The 15,193-nt window shown below is 43.7% G+C and carries 12 protein-coding genes; all 12 read left to right on the top strand.

Annotation, left to right across the window (positions count from 1 at the left end; translation table 11 throughout):
• The first annotated feature begins 3 nt into the window (after positions 1–3).
• The 12 genes from MHI15_RS08520 (at position 4) to MHI15_RS08465 (ending at position 15,192) form a co-directional block, all read left to right on the top strand.
• Positions 4–846: a carbohydrate ABC transporter permease gene (locus MHI15_RS08520; RefSeq protein ID WP_081382492.1), complete on the top strand. Its 843-nt coding sequence runs from the start codon at positions 4–6 to the stop codon at positions 844–846.
• A 24-nt stretch (positions 847–870) separates the two neighbouring features.
• The gene (locus MHI15_RS08515) at positions 871–1,560 is read left to right on the top strand and encodes an N-acetylmannosamine-6-phosphate 2-epimerase (protein WP_036679646.1); all 690 of its coding nucleotides are present in this window, start codon (positions 871–873) and stop codon (positions 1,558–1,560) included.
• Between the two features lie 23 nt (positions 1,561–1,583).
• On the top strand, positions 1,584–2,462 hold the full coding sequence (locus MHI15_RS08510; protein WP_076281916.1) for an ROK family protein: 879 nt from the start codon (positions 1,584–1,586) through the stop codon (positions 2,460–2,462).
• A gap of 23 nt (positions 2,463–2,485) precedes the next feature.
• On the top strand, positions 2,486–3,340 hold the full coding sequence (locus MHI15_RS08505) for a MurR/RpiR family transcriptional regulator (RefSeq protein WP_051491079.1): 855 nt from the start codon (positions 2,486–2,488) through the stop codon (positions 3,338–3,340).
• A gap of 30 nt (positions 3,341–3,370) precedes the next feature.
• Positions 3,371–3,844 (top strand): YhcH/YjgK/YiaL family protein, encoded by a 474-nt coding sequence (locus MHI15_RS08500; RefSeq protein WP_076281915.1) that lies wholly within the window; start codon positions 3,371–3,373, stop codon positions 3,842–3,844.
• Positions 3,845–4,080: 236 nt separating this feature from the next.
• A complete protein-coding gene (locus tag MHI15_RS08495) occupies positions 4,081–5,073 on the top strand; it encodes an ABC transporter substrate-binding protein (RefSeq protein WP_139329957.1) in 993 nt (330 codons plus the stop codon).
• Positions 5,054–5,830 carry an ABC transporter ATP-binding protein gene (locus tag MHI15_RS08490; protein WP_341164328.1) on the top strand — a complete coding sequence of 259 codons (777 nt, stop codon included), beginning with the start codon at positions 5,054–5,056 and terminating at the stop codon, positions 5,828–5,830. The genes MHI15_RS08495 and MHI15_RS08490 overlap by 20 nt, the downstream gene beginning before the upstream one ends.
• Positions 5,824–6,576 (top strand): ABC transporter permease, encoded by a 753-nt coding sequence (locus MHI15_RS08485; protein WP_341164327.1) that lies wholly within the window; start codon positions 5,824–5,826, stop codon positions 6,574–6,576. Before MHI15_RS08490 ends, MHI15_RS08485 begins: the two co-directional genes overlap by 7 nt.
• Positions 6,577–7,046: 470 nt before the next feature.
• Entirely contained in the window at positions 7,047–9,620 is a 2,574-nt protein-coding gene (locus tag MHI15_RS08480) for an alpha-L-arabinofuranosidase C-terminal domain-containing protein (RefSeq protein ID WP_175620011.1), read from the top strand.
• 75 nt (positions 9,621–9,695) lie between these two features.
• A complete protein-coding gene (locus tag MHI15_RS08475; RefSeq protein ID WP_076129173.1) occupies positions 9,696–11,132 on the top strand; it encodes an ABC transporter substrate-binding protein in 1,437 nt (478 codons plus the stop codon).
• 167 nt (positions 11,133–11,299) lie between these two features.
• On the top strand, positions 11,300–14,230 hold the full coding sequence (locus MHI15_RS08470) for an extracellular solute-binding protein (RefSeq protein ID WP_076194598.1): 2,931 nt from the start codon (positions 11,300–11,302) through the stop codon (positions 14,228–14,230).
• The gene (locus tag MHI15_RS08465; protein WP_076129175.1) at positions 14,227–15,192 is read left to right on the top strand and encodes a carbohydrate ABC transporter permease; all 966 of its coding nucleotides are present in this window, start codon (positions 14,227–14,229) and stop codon (positions 15,190–15,192) included. The genes MHI15_RS08470 and MHI15_RS08465 overlap by 4 nt, the downstream gene beginning before the upstream one ends.
• Position 15,193 lies beyond the last annotated feature (1 nt).

Below are 15,193 nucleotides of genomic sequence, written 5' to 3'. Positions count from 1 at the left end.
AACATGTCGAAGATTAAAAACAAGAAAAAGAGAGAGAAGTTTGATGTGATATCGAATGTGATCATTATCCTCTTCGCACTCCTTAATCTTTTTCCACTATATTGGTTATTCACAAGTTCACTTAAAAACAGCTCGGATGTTGTGAAGATGCCTCCAGACTGGTGGCCCAAATCGATTACATTCTCCAACTATGTGGATGTATTTCAGAACCAGCCGGCTTTAAGATGGACGTTTAATAGTATTTATGTATCTGGTATTTCTACTATTTTGGTTATTGTTGTAGGCTCTATGGCCGCCTATGCGTTCTCAAAGATTAATTTTAAAGGTAAAAATATAATCTTCATTATCTTTATATCAAGTTTGATGATTCCTAAAGAAATTATGATAGTACCCTTATTCCGGATCACCCAACAATTTGGAATGGTAAATAGTTATAACGGTATGATTTGGCCGAACGTGGCGGGTGCATTTGGAGTGTTCCTATTAAAGGGATTCTTCGATTTAACCCCTAATGCCTTAAGAGAAGCCGGGAGAATAGATGGTGCAAATGAATGGAGAATCTTCACGCGCATCATGTTGCCTATTGTCAAACCTGGTATTGGAGCCTTATTTATTCTGAATTTCGTGCAAGTCTGGAATGATTATTTGTGGCAGCTGGTTATAGGCCAAGAGAACAAAATGAAAACATTAATGGTTGGTACTGCGACCTTAATGCAGGATTTGAATCCTAATTTCGCTTATAAAATGGCCGGAGCTACCATCGCTGCAATTCCGATGTTGCTAGTGTTCATGTTATTCCAACGGTTCTTCACCAATGGGATTACGGCAGGAGCAGTTAAAGAATAAATAAAAATGTGGAGTGGGTTACTGATGAATACTGAAAATAATGTACTTAAAAAAATAAAACATAAACTAGTCGTCTCCAGTCAAGCCTTACCAGAAGAACCGCTGCATAGCCCGTTTATTATGGGGAGAATGGCTTATGCTGCTTACTTAGGCGGGGCTTCTGGAATTCGGGCAAACAGCGTAGCGGATATTCAAGAAATCAAAAAGCAAGTGAATCTGCCGATCATTGGGATAATCAAAAAGGTGTATGAAGGCTCTGAAGTCTTTATTACACCCACTCAAAAGGAAGTCGATGAGCTGTACCGCGAAGGGGTAGATATCATTGCTATGGATGCTACAGACCGTATTCGCCCGGACGGATCTACTATTTCTGAACTTTTTCCACTTTTAAAAGAGACCTATAAAGATCAACTGTTTATGGCGGATTGTTCTACATTTGCGGAAGCTGCGAAGGCTGTTGAGCTGGGATTTGATCTGATAGGAACTACCTTGAGCGGTTATACCGAGGCCACTAAAGGCCGCAACTTGCCAGATTTTGAATTGGTTCAGCAAATCGTCAACAACTTCTCTGTTCCCGTTATAGCTGAAGGTGGGGTTTCCACTCCTGAAGAATTAAAGACCATGTTTGATTTAGGTGTGTATTCAGCAGTGGTTGGCTCTGCGATCACGAGACCGATGGAGATTACGAAACGGTTTGTGAACGCTATTCAGTAGAACACCAGAGAGGGTAGATGGGAATGAGAATTGTAGCCGTAGATATTGGCGGTACCAATACCAAGATGTGTATATGCGATAAACAGGGGAATGTACATGACTTCAAGGAGTATACAACAGAAAGCTACTTGGGGGGACCCCATGTAATCTCGAGAATGCTGGAAAAGATTGCAGAATACGATCATTTTGATGCCATTGCCATAAGCACCGCGGGCCAAGTTAATGCAGAAGAAGGATTTATTGTCTATGCTAACGAAAATATACCTAGATATACTGGAATGAAAATTAAGGATATTGTCACCCATCATTTTCATAAACCTGTTATGGTAGAGAACGATGTGAATTCAGCAGCATTAGGCGAAGCTTATTATGGAGCTGCTCAGAGCTTTAACAATTTCTTATGTCTAACCTTTGGCACAGGCATTGGCGGTGCGATCGTCATTAATCGTCAAATCTATAAAGGGGCTAATGGGGTAGCGGCTGAATTTGGCCATATCTTTACTCACCCATTGTCGGCCCCATCCGGAGTAGAAGGACTGCCGTATTATGAGAAATACGCTTCAACTACAGCTTTAGTGAAGATGGCTCAGCTGGCAGATCCCGAATGCACGGACGGAAAAGCTTTATTTGATAAAATACAGAGCGGAAATGAGCAGCTTGAACGTATTTTAGATCTATGGATTACTGAAGTGGCTGTGGGTTTAGCCTCTATCACACATATCTTCAATCCATCCGCGATTATTATTGGTGGCGGCGTAATGGAACAAGAAGATTTGGTTCGAAGGGTAGAAGAACGCACGAAGTCTTTGATTATGGAAAGCTTTGCGGGAGTGAGAATTGTTAAAGCCTCATTAGGGAATAAGGCAGGTCTGCTGGGAGCTTCCTCCTTATTCGTACATTAATTTATTGAAAAGGAGGGGCTTTTTTGCGGACAATCAGTATTTTTTCTTCAATTCATTCTAAATACAATAATTTGACGAATACGGAGAAGAAGGTAGCGGACTACGTACTGGAGAATACGAGAAGTGTAGTCTACATGTCGATTACTGATCTTGCAGATGCATGTGATGTTGGGGAATCAAGTATATTTCGATTTTGCAAATCTTTAAGTTATAAAGGGTATCAAGAGTTCAAGATCGCATTGGCACATAGCATCACTGTGGAGAATGAGATCCCGCAGCTTACCGATCAAATTCTGATGGATGATACGATTGAAGCTGTTGCTTCTAAAGTGCTGACCACGAATGTAAGTGCACTCAACGAGACCTATAATTTAATTGATATACAGAAGATCAGTGAGGCCATTGAGTATTTGATTAATGCAGAACGTGTATTGTTTTTCGGTGTGGGCTCTTCTCTAGTCACAGCTATGGAAGCCAAGATTAAATTTATGCGCATTACGAACAAAACGGAATGTTTAATGGATTCACATCTGCAGATGATGTCGGCAGCGTTGATGTCTAACCGGGATGTCGCTGTTGTGATTTCTTATTCCGGCTCGACCAAGGATAGCATTGAGGTTGCGAGAAAAGCAAAGGAACGAGGAGCCAAAGTAATATCCATTACCAGGTTTGAAAAGTCACCGTTAACCTCGTACTCCGATCTGACCCTGCTATGTGGTGCTAATGAAGGACCGCTGCAAGGGGGTTCATTATCTGCAAAGATATCGCAGCTCTATCTGCTTGATATTTTATATGTAGAATATTTCAAGAAGACTAGTGAGCAATCCATAATCAATAAAGAAACTACAGCTTCAGCAGTCAGTGAGAAACTGGTTTAGCACATTAAGATGTGAGGGGAATGGGAAGTTATGATCTTAGGTTCTTTGTCATCTTGGGAAGAGCATATCAAGTATGAGAATCCTGTCATTGTTGAGGCTATTGAGGAATTGAAAGTAATCTTACAACATGATCCTGATCTTGGGCGAATCGAAATCCGCGGGAACGAAATGTATGCTTCGATTATGGCTTTGGAGGCAAAATCGCTGGAGGAACAAGCCGCAGAGAAGCATGAGACTTATATTGATGTGCATTATCTGATCGAAGGTGAAGAAACGATTGGCTGGGCACCCCTGCAAGAAGGGATCGAGCCCATTAAGCCTTACGATGCCGAAGGAGAATATGCGCTTTATCCCCCATCAGCAGATGAAATATTGTTATCTTTGAAGCCTGGAATGTTCGCGGTCTTTTTCCCTCATGATGTTCACAGACCGGGTATGGGTCAACCGGGGCAGCAGATTAAAAAAGCTGTCATTAAAATCCACACAAATCTACTAACTCCATAACATAGAGATTGAGGCTGGTAGTGGAACCATTCCGCTGTCAGCTTTTTTTGCGTCGCTTCTATTTACTTATATCTAAATTTATAAATATACAAAATATAAAGATTGGTGGTAAACTTAACATGCCTAAAGCTTTTTTTGTAGAGCTTAAGGATTTTTTTGCATGCACATTTATGAGTGAGCAAAGAATATTACAGAGAATTACACTATAGAAAGAATAATGGAGGCAGGAGAGTTAAATGAAGAATAAAGGTCTAAAGAGAATGTTGTTGTTATCTATGATGGTTGTTGTCATCGCTGCACTTGCAGTCGGTTGTGGTTCGAAAAATAATACAAATACAGAATCGTCAGAGGGAGCTGCTCCAGAGGCTGCAAAAGAAGTTACCTCCTTGTCGCTCGGTTTATTACCCTCGATTGATGCTATTCCTTTTATCATCGCACATGAACAAGGTTTCGATAAAAACCACGGTGTGGATCTGGACATCCAGACGTTTAAAAGCGCCAAAGATCGGGATGTAGCTTTTCAAGCAGGCAAGCTGGATGGTCTAAGTGCTGACCTGGTTGCGATCTCCATTTACAATGAGGCTGGACTGGATGTGAAGATCACCAGTACAACTTTTGGGGAATTTGATTTGCTGACTGGAAATGAATCGATCCAGGATGTGAAGGGTTTGAAGGGGAAAACCGTGATTTTGTCCAAAAATACCTCCACACAATATACAGTGGCCATGATGCTGAAACAAGCAGGTCTGACCGAAGCTGATATTACAGTGACAGAGGTTCCACAGATTCCGACCCGTTTAGAATTGCTTAAGAATAATAAGGCGGATGCGGCAATTTTGCCAGAACCTTTTGTAACGATGGGCAAAACCTCAGGCCTGCGTGTACTGAGCTCAACGCTAACTGCGGGAGTAAATCCGTTCGTATTAGCTTTCCCGCAAACTGCAATTGATGCCAAAGCAGAAGCTATCCGCAGTATGTATGCTGCATATGATGAAGCAGTAGCTTATATGAAATCCCATGAGCAATCTGAATATATCGATCTTGTAATCAAAGAAGTAGGATATCCAGAGACATTAAAAGATGAGATCAAAGTACCGGATTATGTACCAGCTTATCAAGTGGATGTGAAGGAAGTAGAGGCTGCATTTGCTTGGGCACGGGAAAAAGGTTTGCTCAGCAAAAATATCTCGGCTGAAGATGTGATTTCTGATGTCCAATTCAAGAAATAAAGGACTCGTCATAAAGGATCTGAAAGTAGAATATAAGAGCGGACAATTAGCCTTAGGTCAGGTGGATTTATCTTTGCCGGAACATGGGATCTACACCATTATCGGACCCTCTGGCAGCGGGAAATCAACCTTATTACGGGCGATTGCGGGCTTGCTGCCTAGCTATCAGGGACAAATTCTTTTTAATGAGAAATCTGTACATGAGAAAGAAACGTTAATCGGGCTGGTGCCGCAGAACTACGGGCTTCTTCCTTGGAAGACTGTACATGATAATATTCAGATAGCGATGAAGATTACGCATACGGCAAGTTCATCCAAGCAAGAACGGGAGACGCAGATTAAGCAGTGGCTTTCGTCGATGGGGATCTCTGATTTAGCAGAACGTTATCCCTTATCCCTCAGTGGAGGCCAGCAGCAAAGAGTAGCGATTGCCAGAGCTTTTGCCATTTTGCCTACTATTCTGTTGCTGGACGAGCCATTCTCTGCACTCGATGCGATAACAAGGGAAACACTGCAGGTCCTCTTTTTAGAGAACTGGCTGGCTAACCCAACGACTACGTTATTTGTCACTCATGATGTGGAAGAAGCGATTCTGCTGGGGCAAAAGATTATCGTCATGCCGTCCAACAAAGAAACTACGCCTGAAATTATTGATAATCATTTGGTGTTTCATATGAGGCATGAGGATAAGCGGGACAGTGTGGATTTCTTTGAGCAGACTAAGCGGATTAGAAAGGTAATGCAGGAGATATGGTAAACAAACGTCGACTTCATCATCTAGTAAGGCTTCTATTTGTATTTGTCTGTATGAATGTAGTCTGGTATATCGCATTTTTACTTATGAACTATTCGATTCTGCCAAGTCCCTTTGCTGTATATAAGGCGATGTTTCAGTTAGGGGCGCAGGATATTGCTATAAATGTAGGGTATAGCTTGTTCAGAATTTTTGCAGGTGTGGTACTGGCGTTAATTATTGGACTGCTTATAGGTCTTCTAATGGGACGTTCATTGACCTGGAACAAACTGCTGGACCCTGTGGTTTACTTGACCTATCCTGTTCCCAAAATTGCCCTGCTTCCAGTAGTGATGCTGTTCTTCGGGCTTGGGGAGACGTCCAAAATCCTAATGATCATGCTGATTTTATTGTTTCAGATCATCATTTCGGTAAGGGATGGGGTTAAGGCTATTCCGGACAATACCTATGATGTCTTAACTAGTATAGGTGCCAGCGCTGTGCAGAAGTTCTGGCATGTGACACTGCCGGGTGCATTGTCAGTAATTCTGAGTACGATTCGTATTTCGCTTGGAACGGCGATATCTGTACTGTTTTTTACGGAGATCTATGGAACAGAGCATGGTATGGGCTTTTTCATCATGGATGCGTGGTTAAGATTAGATTATCCGGAGATGTATGCTGGAATTATGTTGTTCAGCTTGGTCGGTTTTATTCTCTTCTTGCTTGTTGATTTTCTTGATTACAAGTTTATGAAGTGGCGGAACTAAATTTAGTTGGAGATTGAACTATAGCTTTCCTTTGCCTGAGTTTAGGCAAGGGGGAGCTTTTTTTATATGATTTTTTGGGGGCAATACAATTAATTTTAGTTTCATTATTATTTGAATGGAAAAATAAAACAGTAAAATAAATGAAGAAAAAAATGAAAATTAAACTTACTTAGGGCTGTAAACCCCCGTTTATTTTAGAAAAATATAAAAATGGTGAGATGAAAAGAGGGAATTTGTTTTAAAAAAACTAATAAATCTCTTGATTTCTTGCAAATCTATTGGAAATTATATTCATAAAAGTATAAAAAGGTTTAGTTTAATTTATTTACAACCAGATTTTAGTATGGTATTTTATCAATGGAAACGTATTCATTTAGGTTTTGTGAAATGATTTTAAGTTTTTACGAATGGAAGGATCTGTTCACTTCATAAAAATGAAAACGCTAATAAAAGGTTGGAGGGAATTATCTTTGAATAAATATGGACGGAAGCTATGGCTTACGGTGCTGATTTTCGTGATTGTGATTGGCGGGCTGACGTATTATTGGGCTTCTAAGGGCGAAAACCCAGCAACACTGTCTCAGGAGTCTGCCAAAGAAGCAACGGGTGAAGCGGGAAAGGAAACTCTTCCAACGGCGACAGCAGCTAACACAAGTAGTGGAACCGCATATACGTTGACTGTGGATACGGGGAATCCGGGAGCTAAGATCAGCCCGATGTTGTACGGAGCCTTTTTCGAAGAGATTAATCATGCGGGAGATGGAGGGCTATATGCAGAGCTGATTTCCAATCGTTCCTTTGAGGATAGTTCGGTCACACTGTTCAATTGGTGGATGGATGAAAAAGGAGGGAGTAAAGGGAAGCTTGCTCTGACCAGCACTAAGCTTTTGAACGATGCTCAGACCCAGGCAATGGCTTTAACAGTATCATCAGCTGCCGAGGGTGGTTCGGTATCTGCTGTGAATAATGGTTACTGGGGGATTGCTTTGACGAAGGAGGCCAGTTACAAGTTGTCTTTCTATGCGCGGCCAGAGCCAGGGGACAATATGCCACTGCGTATAACGTTAGAGAGCCCAGATGGCAATGAGCTATATGCAGAACAGACCGTTGATAAGTTAAAAGAAGGATGGCATCCATATACATACACACTGACTTCTACAGGTACTGTAGCAAACGCACGAATTGTAATCTCTGCTGCCAATGTAGGGACTGTTTATCTCGATATGGTGTCTTTGTTTCCTGAGACTTGGAACAACAGGGAGAATGGGCTTCGCATCGATTTGGCTGAAAAGGTAGCTGCGATGAAACCCGCATTCGTTCGTTTTCCGGGGGGATGTTTTGTGGAAGGGAAAACGCCAACTGATGCTTATCAATGGAAGAACACCATTGGTCCGATTGAAACGCGTCCCGGTCATAAGGGATATTGGGATTACCGCTCCTCAGATGGGCTGGGCTTCCACGAATATCTGCAATGGGCCGAAGATCTGAAAGCGGAACCATTATATGTAGCTTATATCGGGATTTCACATAACGGAGATCCTATAGCCAAGCAGAATACCGTTCCAGTCAGTGAAATTCAGCCATGGATACAAGATGCGCTGGACGCCATTGAATATGCAAACGGACCGGTTACTAGCAAATGGGGGGCACAAAGAGCCGCTAATGGTCATCCGGAGCCTTTTAATATGAAATATGTAGAGATTGGTAACGAAAACAATTTCCAGATGAGTGAATATATTAAGCGTTATGGCTTGTTTTATAAAGCAATTAAAGAGAAGTATCCAGAGATTCATCTCATTGCCAATGCGGCAGTTGAAGGTGAGCCTATCGAGATGGTTGATGAGCATTACTATGAAACCACTGAATGGTTCCTCAGCAACTCGAACAGATACGATACTTATGACCGGAGTGGTCCTGAGATTTATGTTGGTGAGTATGCGGTAACCAAGGGTGCCGGAGAAGGCAATCTGAACGCTGCAATCGGCGAGGCCGCTTTTATGATGGGCATGGAACGGAATTCTGATATCGTAAAAATGTCCTCTTATGCCCCGTTGTTTGTGAATACGAAGGATCGTACTTGGAACCCGGACGCTATTGTGTTTGATTCATCGACTAGCTACGGAACACCTTCTTATCATGTGCAGCAGATGTTCGGAAGCAATAAGGGGGATGTAGTTCTTCCAACCTCACTTGTGGCTCTAGGTCAAGAAGAAACCTCCGGTAAGCAATCCATTCAAGGTGGAATTGGTTTGGGGACTTGGGCCACCCAGGTAGAGTACAGCGATGTACGAGTAGCGAAAGGTGATGACGTTCTTTTTGAAGATCATTTCAAGAAGGATTCCGGAGCCTGGACTCTAAACAATGGGGACTGGGAACAATCCAAGGGTACTTTTAAGCAGACTTCTAATGATATTGATATTCGTGCAGTTGCCGGTGAGACTTCATGGAGTGATTATACACTTTCTCTTAAGGCGAAAAAGACTGGCGGAGCAGAAGGCATGCTCATTATGTTCGGCTCTAAAGATGAAGGTAACTTCTATTGGTGGAATCTTGGCGGCTGGGGAAATACGCAGAGCGCGATTGAAAAATCAGTAGGTGGAACAAGAGCAGTCATCGGAAGAACGGTTCCTGTAAGGATTGAGACTGGGAAATTGTACGATATTCGCATTGAATTATCAGGTGCTAATATCCGGCTCTATCTCGACGATGAGCTTATACAAGAGGTGAACGATGAAAGTCCAGCAGGGCCGCTGTTCCAAACTGCGAGCCGTGATCTTGCCACAGGTGAGCTGATCGTTAAAGTCGTTAATGCGGGTGACACTGCTCAGCGCACGGATGTTTCTTTTGCCGGACTTGCCACATCAAGTCTGGAAGGAACAGCTACCGTACTTCAGTCGGACGATTTAAATGCTGAGAATAGCTTCGCTGAACCTGACAAGGTGGCACCTGTAACTCAAAAGGTAAGTGTAGACAAAGGTAGTCTGGAGTTTGAATTCCCGAAATATTCCGTGACCGTGTTAAGACTAAAGGAAGGGGGGAAATAGCCGGTCACGGAGGGAGGTTCACTCCTTCACTATAAACAAGCATTTATTTGTTCAATTTAAGAGGGAGGTTAGGTTATGATTTCGCAAAGAAAAACGAGCAGTTTAGTCGTATGTATGGTAATGGTTTTTGTGCTTATTCTGTCAGCCTGTAGCAGCGCTGGAAGCTCAACGACGAATCAAAATGCAGCTAACAACGGTAAAACGAACACTGAAAAAACTAATAATGCTAGTGAGCCAACCAATGCAACAGCTACTGAGGGCACGGAAGCAGCAGATCCTGCCAACGACCTGCCAAGCAAAGATATTCAAGGTGAGGTTACCGTTTGGGCCTTTAATGAAAAAGTGTTCGAGGAAGTCGGCGCTGCATTTATGGCTGAATATCCTGGAATCAAGCTGAAGACGGTAGTTATGCCCTTTGGCGACCTGCATGACAAGCTGCAAACGACAATCGCCGCAGGTAGTGGAGCGCCGGATGTAGCTGAAGTAGAAATGTACCAGTTGAACCGTTATATGGCGGGCAATGTGCTGGAGAATCTTTTGGAAGAGCCTTATAACGCTGGAAAATATAAAGATCTGGTTGCTCCATATAACTGGGAACGTTGGATGACACCAGACAGCTCACAGCTGCTTGGTATGCCTTGGGATATGACACCGGGGGTTTATTACTACCGTGCAGACATTTTTGAAGAGCTTGGATTGCCAAGTGATCCTGCTGAGCTTGGTGAATACATGCAAGATGAAGAGAATCTCTTGAACCTGGCTCAAATTTTGAAAGCTAACGGTAAATATTTCATGGAGTGGAGCGATGGCCCGATCGTATGGGCAGGAGATGAAGTCGGCTACTTTGATAAGGATATGAACTGGACACGTAATACGGACAAAATGGTGAAAGTTCTTGATATTACAAAACGTGGACAACAGCTGGGCTGGGCACCTCATATCGGTTATGGCTCAGACGAAGGTAAACAGCTAGTTCTGAAAGGTGATTTAGTTGGTGTCGTATCGGGTTCATTTGGAGCGCGCGGACTTCAGGAAACATTCCCTGAGCTTGCCGGAAAATGGAAGGTAACCCGTTTGCCAATAGGAATTAACGTGGGAATGGGCGGCTCAAGCTTTGTTATTCCTTCGCAAAGCAAAAATAAAGAAGCGGCATGGGCTTACATTCAGTGGAGCATGAGAAGTGAAAATGCTTGGAAAATTTGGACAAAACATTCCATTCAGCCGGGTTACAAGGATATTTCCAGTCTTGATTGGTACGCAAACACTAAAAATGAATATCTGGGTGGGCAAGAGGAATTTAAACTATATGAGCAATTAAGCAACGATATTCCAGTCAAACACCTTACACCAGTAGATAACAAGGGCTGGGAAATCTTTATAGCGGCGATCGGTGATGCACTGGCTAAGAACACAGATTCCAAGACGGCTATTCAAAAAATTGGTGATGATGTCTTGAAGCAAGCTTCCAAAGAAATTGCTGCCTTTAAAAAGGCAATGGGAATGCAGCCGTAAGGAAATCTAATAACAGGAGGGGCAGCCTGCAATTGCCAGAGCTGCCCTGCTTGTATTCACTTAAGTCCGAGAGGCCCGTAAAGATGGGAGGAGACCGATGCGTGTTACGCATACTGCGAAAATATAAGATTAGTTTGTTGTTACTGGTACTTTTAGGAGTCTCCCTAGTGTGGTGGAATCAATCACGAGGGTTTGATAATTCAGCGATGGAGGGCATCCCCGTTTATGCGGATGTTGATGAAAGCTCTATTTTAGAAAGCGATAGTGTGAATTCAAAACTCGAAGCCTCTTACTTAAGCTATTACGAGGAAAAACAGCAGGATGGAGCAAAGGACTCATCGGATTTTACGCTTGCTATTCCTTCGGCGGATTATACGGCCATTAGTGCTGAAGGTACAGAGGTAATGACGGATCTTGGTGGAAAACCCGGCAAGGTACTAGCGCTTAAAGCAGAGGATAGCTGGGTGGAATATACATTTACGGTTCCGGCAGATGGGTTATATCAGATGGGGATGGAGTATTATGCCCTTCCTGGTAAACGATCCTCGATCATTCGAAGCGTAAAGATTGATGGGGAGTATTTATTCTCTCAAGTAAAAAAAATGGAATTCCAGCGGATGTGGAAGGAAAGTGCAGAGCCATGGCTGGACAATCAAGGGAATGAATTTAATCCCAAGCGGGAAGAGGTAACAGGCTGGCAATATCGGGAGTTTCGAGATGCCGAGGCCAGAACTGCGGATCCCTTTCGCTTTTATCTGACCAAAGGGGAGCATACGGTGAAGCTGGAAGCCATCCGGGAACCGGCTGCACTTAGTGAACTGAGAATATTTTCTCCAGAACCGCTCCCGACTTATGCGGAAGTGAAGCAGGAGTATGAGAATAAGGGTTACAAGCCTGTTCAGAATCAAGTGATCAAAATTCAGGCAGAAGAATCCTCCCTTCGTTCAGATCCAACGCTGAAGCGGATCGAGGACCGGGAGCCACTCACCGAACCTTTTAACAAAGATGCTATTGTGCTTAATAGTTTTGGGGGTGTCGGGTGGCGTACGGGTGGACAATGGGCGGAATGGAATTTCGAGATTCCTGAGTCAGGGCTCTACAATATCGCAATTCGTTACGGCCAGTGGTTCCTAAACGGGATACCGGTGGAACGCCGGATTATGATTGATGGCGAGGTACCGTTCCAAGAGCTGAATGCCTTGAAATTCCCTTACAAAGCGGAATGGCAAGTAAACAAGCTGGGGAATGAGGACGGAGAATACTTCTTTTATCTCGAACAAGGCAAGCATACGTTGCGGATGGAAGTTCAAGTATCGGGTGTAGGCGGAATGATTGAAGCTGTGCTGAACACTACACATAAAATGTCTCTTTTGGGACGTGAAATCACGCAGGTAACGGGAACGAACCCCGATCCAAACGGGGATTGGCAGCTGGAGCAGAACATTCCTAATCTTGTGCCACGTTTACATTTGATGGCGCGGACGTTGGATGATGCCGTGCAGGATATGTATGCTTTTGGCGTTGCGGATGGAAGCTCTGAGCTGAGTACGCTTTATGAAGCACGTGATCGGTTCCTGGAAATGGCGAAGGATACCTCAAGTATTCCAGGTCGTCTTCAGCAATTTACGGATCTGCAGTCATCGCTTGGCTTATGGGTCAACGGATTAATGAAGCAGAGTATTGTAATGGACTATATTGAAGTGAAGTCGGAAGATCAGCCATGGCCTAAAGACGCGGCTCCTTGGTATACCCGTGTAGGGACGATGACGTATGACTTCTTTAGTTCTTTTACAAAGGATTACAGCGGCATAGGAAATACGTACAAAAATGAAAAGGTGCTGGATGTCTGGATCTCTCGTGGACGTGATTGGGCGGAGATCATTAAGCAAATGGTGGATGAGGACTTTACACCAAACACGGGCATCAAGGTGAACGTCAATATTATTCCTACGCTTGCAGCGGATCAGAAGCAGATTCTGTTATTAGCCAATACTGCCGGACTTGCTCCCGATGTGGCACTGGGGGTTGAGGGTGAAGTGCCGATTGACTTCGCGGTGCGGAATTCACTCGTGAATCTGAATGAATTCTCGGATTATCAAGAGGTTGCTGAACGTTTCAGAGCGGGCGCACTGATTCCTTATAAGTATGATAACGGAGACTTCGCATTGCCGGAGAATCAGAACTTCACGATGCTCTTTTACCGGAAAGATATTATGGCACAGCTGGGCATTAGCGAGAAGGATATTCCGAATACGTGGCAAGAGGTTATGGAACTGATTCCTGTGCTGCAACAAAACGGGATGGACTTCTATTATCCACATGCCCCGAACAATCCGAGTCTAGCCATTAATGAGTTTGCGCCGTTCTTATTCCAGTATGGTGGAGATTTCTATAAGAATAATGGGATGTTGTCTGATCTGGATTCACCAGAAGCTCTGACAGCTATGAAAATGTGGACGGGACTCTTTACGAACTACAAGCTGCAGAAACAAGCGGATTTCTATAACCGTTTCCGTTCTGGAGAGATGCCAATCGGCGTTGCTGATTATTCCACATACATCCTGTTATCTACTGCCGCACCTGAATTGACAGGCTGGTGGGGCATGAAACCAATGCCGGGTATTGAACAAGCCGATGGACAGATTAACCGTTCTACAGGCGGGCTTGCACAGACAGGAATTATTTTTAAGGATACGGATATGAAAGAAGAGTCTTGGGAGTTCTTGAAATGGTGGACCAGTGCGGATGCACAGGAGAACTTCGGCTCAGAGCTTGAGTCTTTGCTGGGTGTTGAAGCTCGTTGGAATACAGCCAATGTTGAAGCGCTCAAACGTCTGCCGTGGCAGCAAGATGATATCGACGCCATTATGGAACAGTGGGAGTGGTTTAAAGAGCGCGAAGTGGTGCTTGGAGGATATTACACGACCCGGCATATCGCCAACATCTGGAATGAAATTGTGCTCAACGGTAAATTCCCGCGGGAGGCGATGGAGCAAGGTGTGCGTGAAATCAATAAAGAGCTTAGTAAGAAACGCGAAGAGTTTGGAATTGAAACTTCCCAGACTTCAAGCGCTAAAGAGGAAGGAGGTCAGAAATGAGTAGTGAAATAATCACACCGGCACAGAACGAAGCCGTACAGATGCAGCCGACGAAAACTCCCGGGAAATGGGCGCAGCTTTGGTTGGATATCAAGAAAAATAAAGTTTCCTATTATTTCTTGGCCCCTTTCCTGATTCTATTCACCGTTTTTACTATTGTTCCTATTATCATGTCCGTCGTTTTAAGCTTCAGCTATTACAACATTATTGAGACACCGAGATTCATTGGCTTCTCTAACTATAAGCTGTTGTTTGTAGACGATGATATCTTTCTTAAAGCTGTTGGGATTACGCTAAAATTTGCCATTATTACAGGTCCGATAGGTTATATTATGGCCTTCTTGCTGGCCTGGCTGATTAGCCAGATTCCGCAGAAGTTCCGCTTTTTCTATACCCTATGCTACTATGTGCCATCGATTACAAGTGCAGTAGCAATGTCCGTGGTTTGGTTGTATTTGTTCGCCGGCGACCGCAAGGGGTTGCTCAATCACTGGCTCATTCAGCTGGGGATTATCAATGAACCTTATTTATTTCTACAAAATGTAGATTCGATCGTACCGGTGATCATCATAGTTTCCTTATGGATGAGTATGGGGGTAGGTTTCCTTGCTTTTCTGGCCGGACTTCAAAATGTACCGACAGATTTATATGAAGCTGGCTCAATTGATGGGGTCAAGTACCGCTGGCAGGAGCTTTGGTACATTACGATTCCATGCGTCAAACCGCAGCTGTTATTCGGTGCGGTGATGCAGGTGGTCGGTTCGCTTACCGTATTTGACGTCAGTATGCGGCTTGTTGGATTTCCGAGTCCCCTTTATGCAGGCCATACGATTATGGCGCATCTGTTCGACTACGCATTTATCCGCTTTGAGATGGGATATGCGTCAGCGATTGCTGTATTACTGTTCGCTTTGATGCTTGGGCTCAACCGTCTCATCTTCAAAGTGCTGGGGAGGGATTAAG

The sequence above is a fragment of the Paenibacillus sp. FSL H7-0918 genome, from assembly GCF_038007025.1.
GTDB classification, from domain to species: domain Bacteria; phylum Bacillota; class Bacilli; order Paenibacillales; family Paenibacillaceae; genus Paenibacillus_AQ; species Paenibacillus_AQ odorifer.
The sequence above is the reverse complement of the archived record's forward strand: the minus strand, read 5'-3'. Positions and strand labels throughout refer to the sequence as shown.

What these genes read in the sequence shown, in the direction of transcription:
- MHI15_RS08465 (WP_076129175.1), top strand. Translation starts at nt 14,227, where the DNA reads ATGAGTAGTGAAATAATCACACCGGCACAGAACGAAGCCGTACAGATG.
- MHI15_RS08475 (WP_076129173.1), top strand. Translation starts at nt 9,696, where the DNA reads ATGATTTCGCAAAGAAAAACGAGCAGTTTAGTCGTATGTATGGTAATG.
- MHI15_RS08510 (WP_076281916.1), top strand. Translation starts at nt 1,584, where the DNA reads ATGAGAATTGTAGCCGTAGATATTGGCGGTACCAATACCAAGATGTGT.
- MHI15_RS08490 (WP_341164328.1), top strand. Translation starts at nt 5,054, where the DNA reads ATGTCCAATTCAAGAAATAAAGGACTCGTCATAAAGGATCTGAAAGTA.
- MHI15_RS08495 (WP_139329957.1), top strand. Translation starts at nt 4,081, where the DNA reads ATGAAGAATAAAGGTCTAAAGAGAATGTTGTTGTTATCTATGATGGTT.
- MHI15_RS08500 (WP_076281915.1), top strand. Translation starts at nt 3,371, where the DNA reads ATGATCTTAGGTTCTTTGTCATCTTGGGAAGAGCATATCAAGTATGAG.
- MHI15_RS08515 (WP_036679646.1), top strand. Translation starts at nt 871, where the DNA reads ATGAATACTGAAAATAATGTACTTAAAAAAATAAAACATAAACTAGTC.
- MHI15_RS08520 (WP_081382492.1), top strand. Translation starts at nt 4, where the DNA reads ATGTCGAAGATTAAAAACAAGAAAAAGAGAGAGAAGTTTGATGTGATA.
- MHI15_RS08485 (WP_341164327.1), top strand. Translation starts at nt 5,824, where the DNA reads ATGGTAAACAAACGTCGACTTCATCATCTAGTAAGGCTTCTATTTGTA.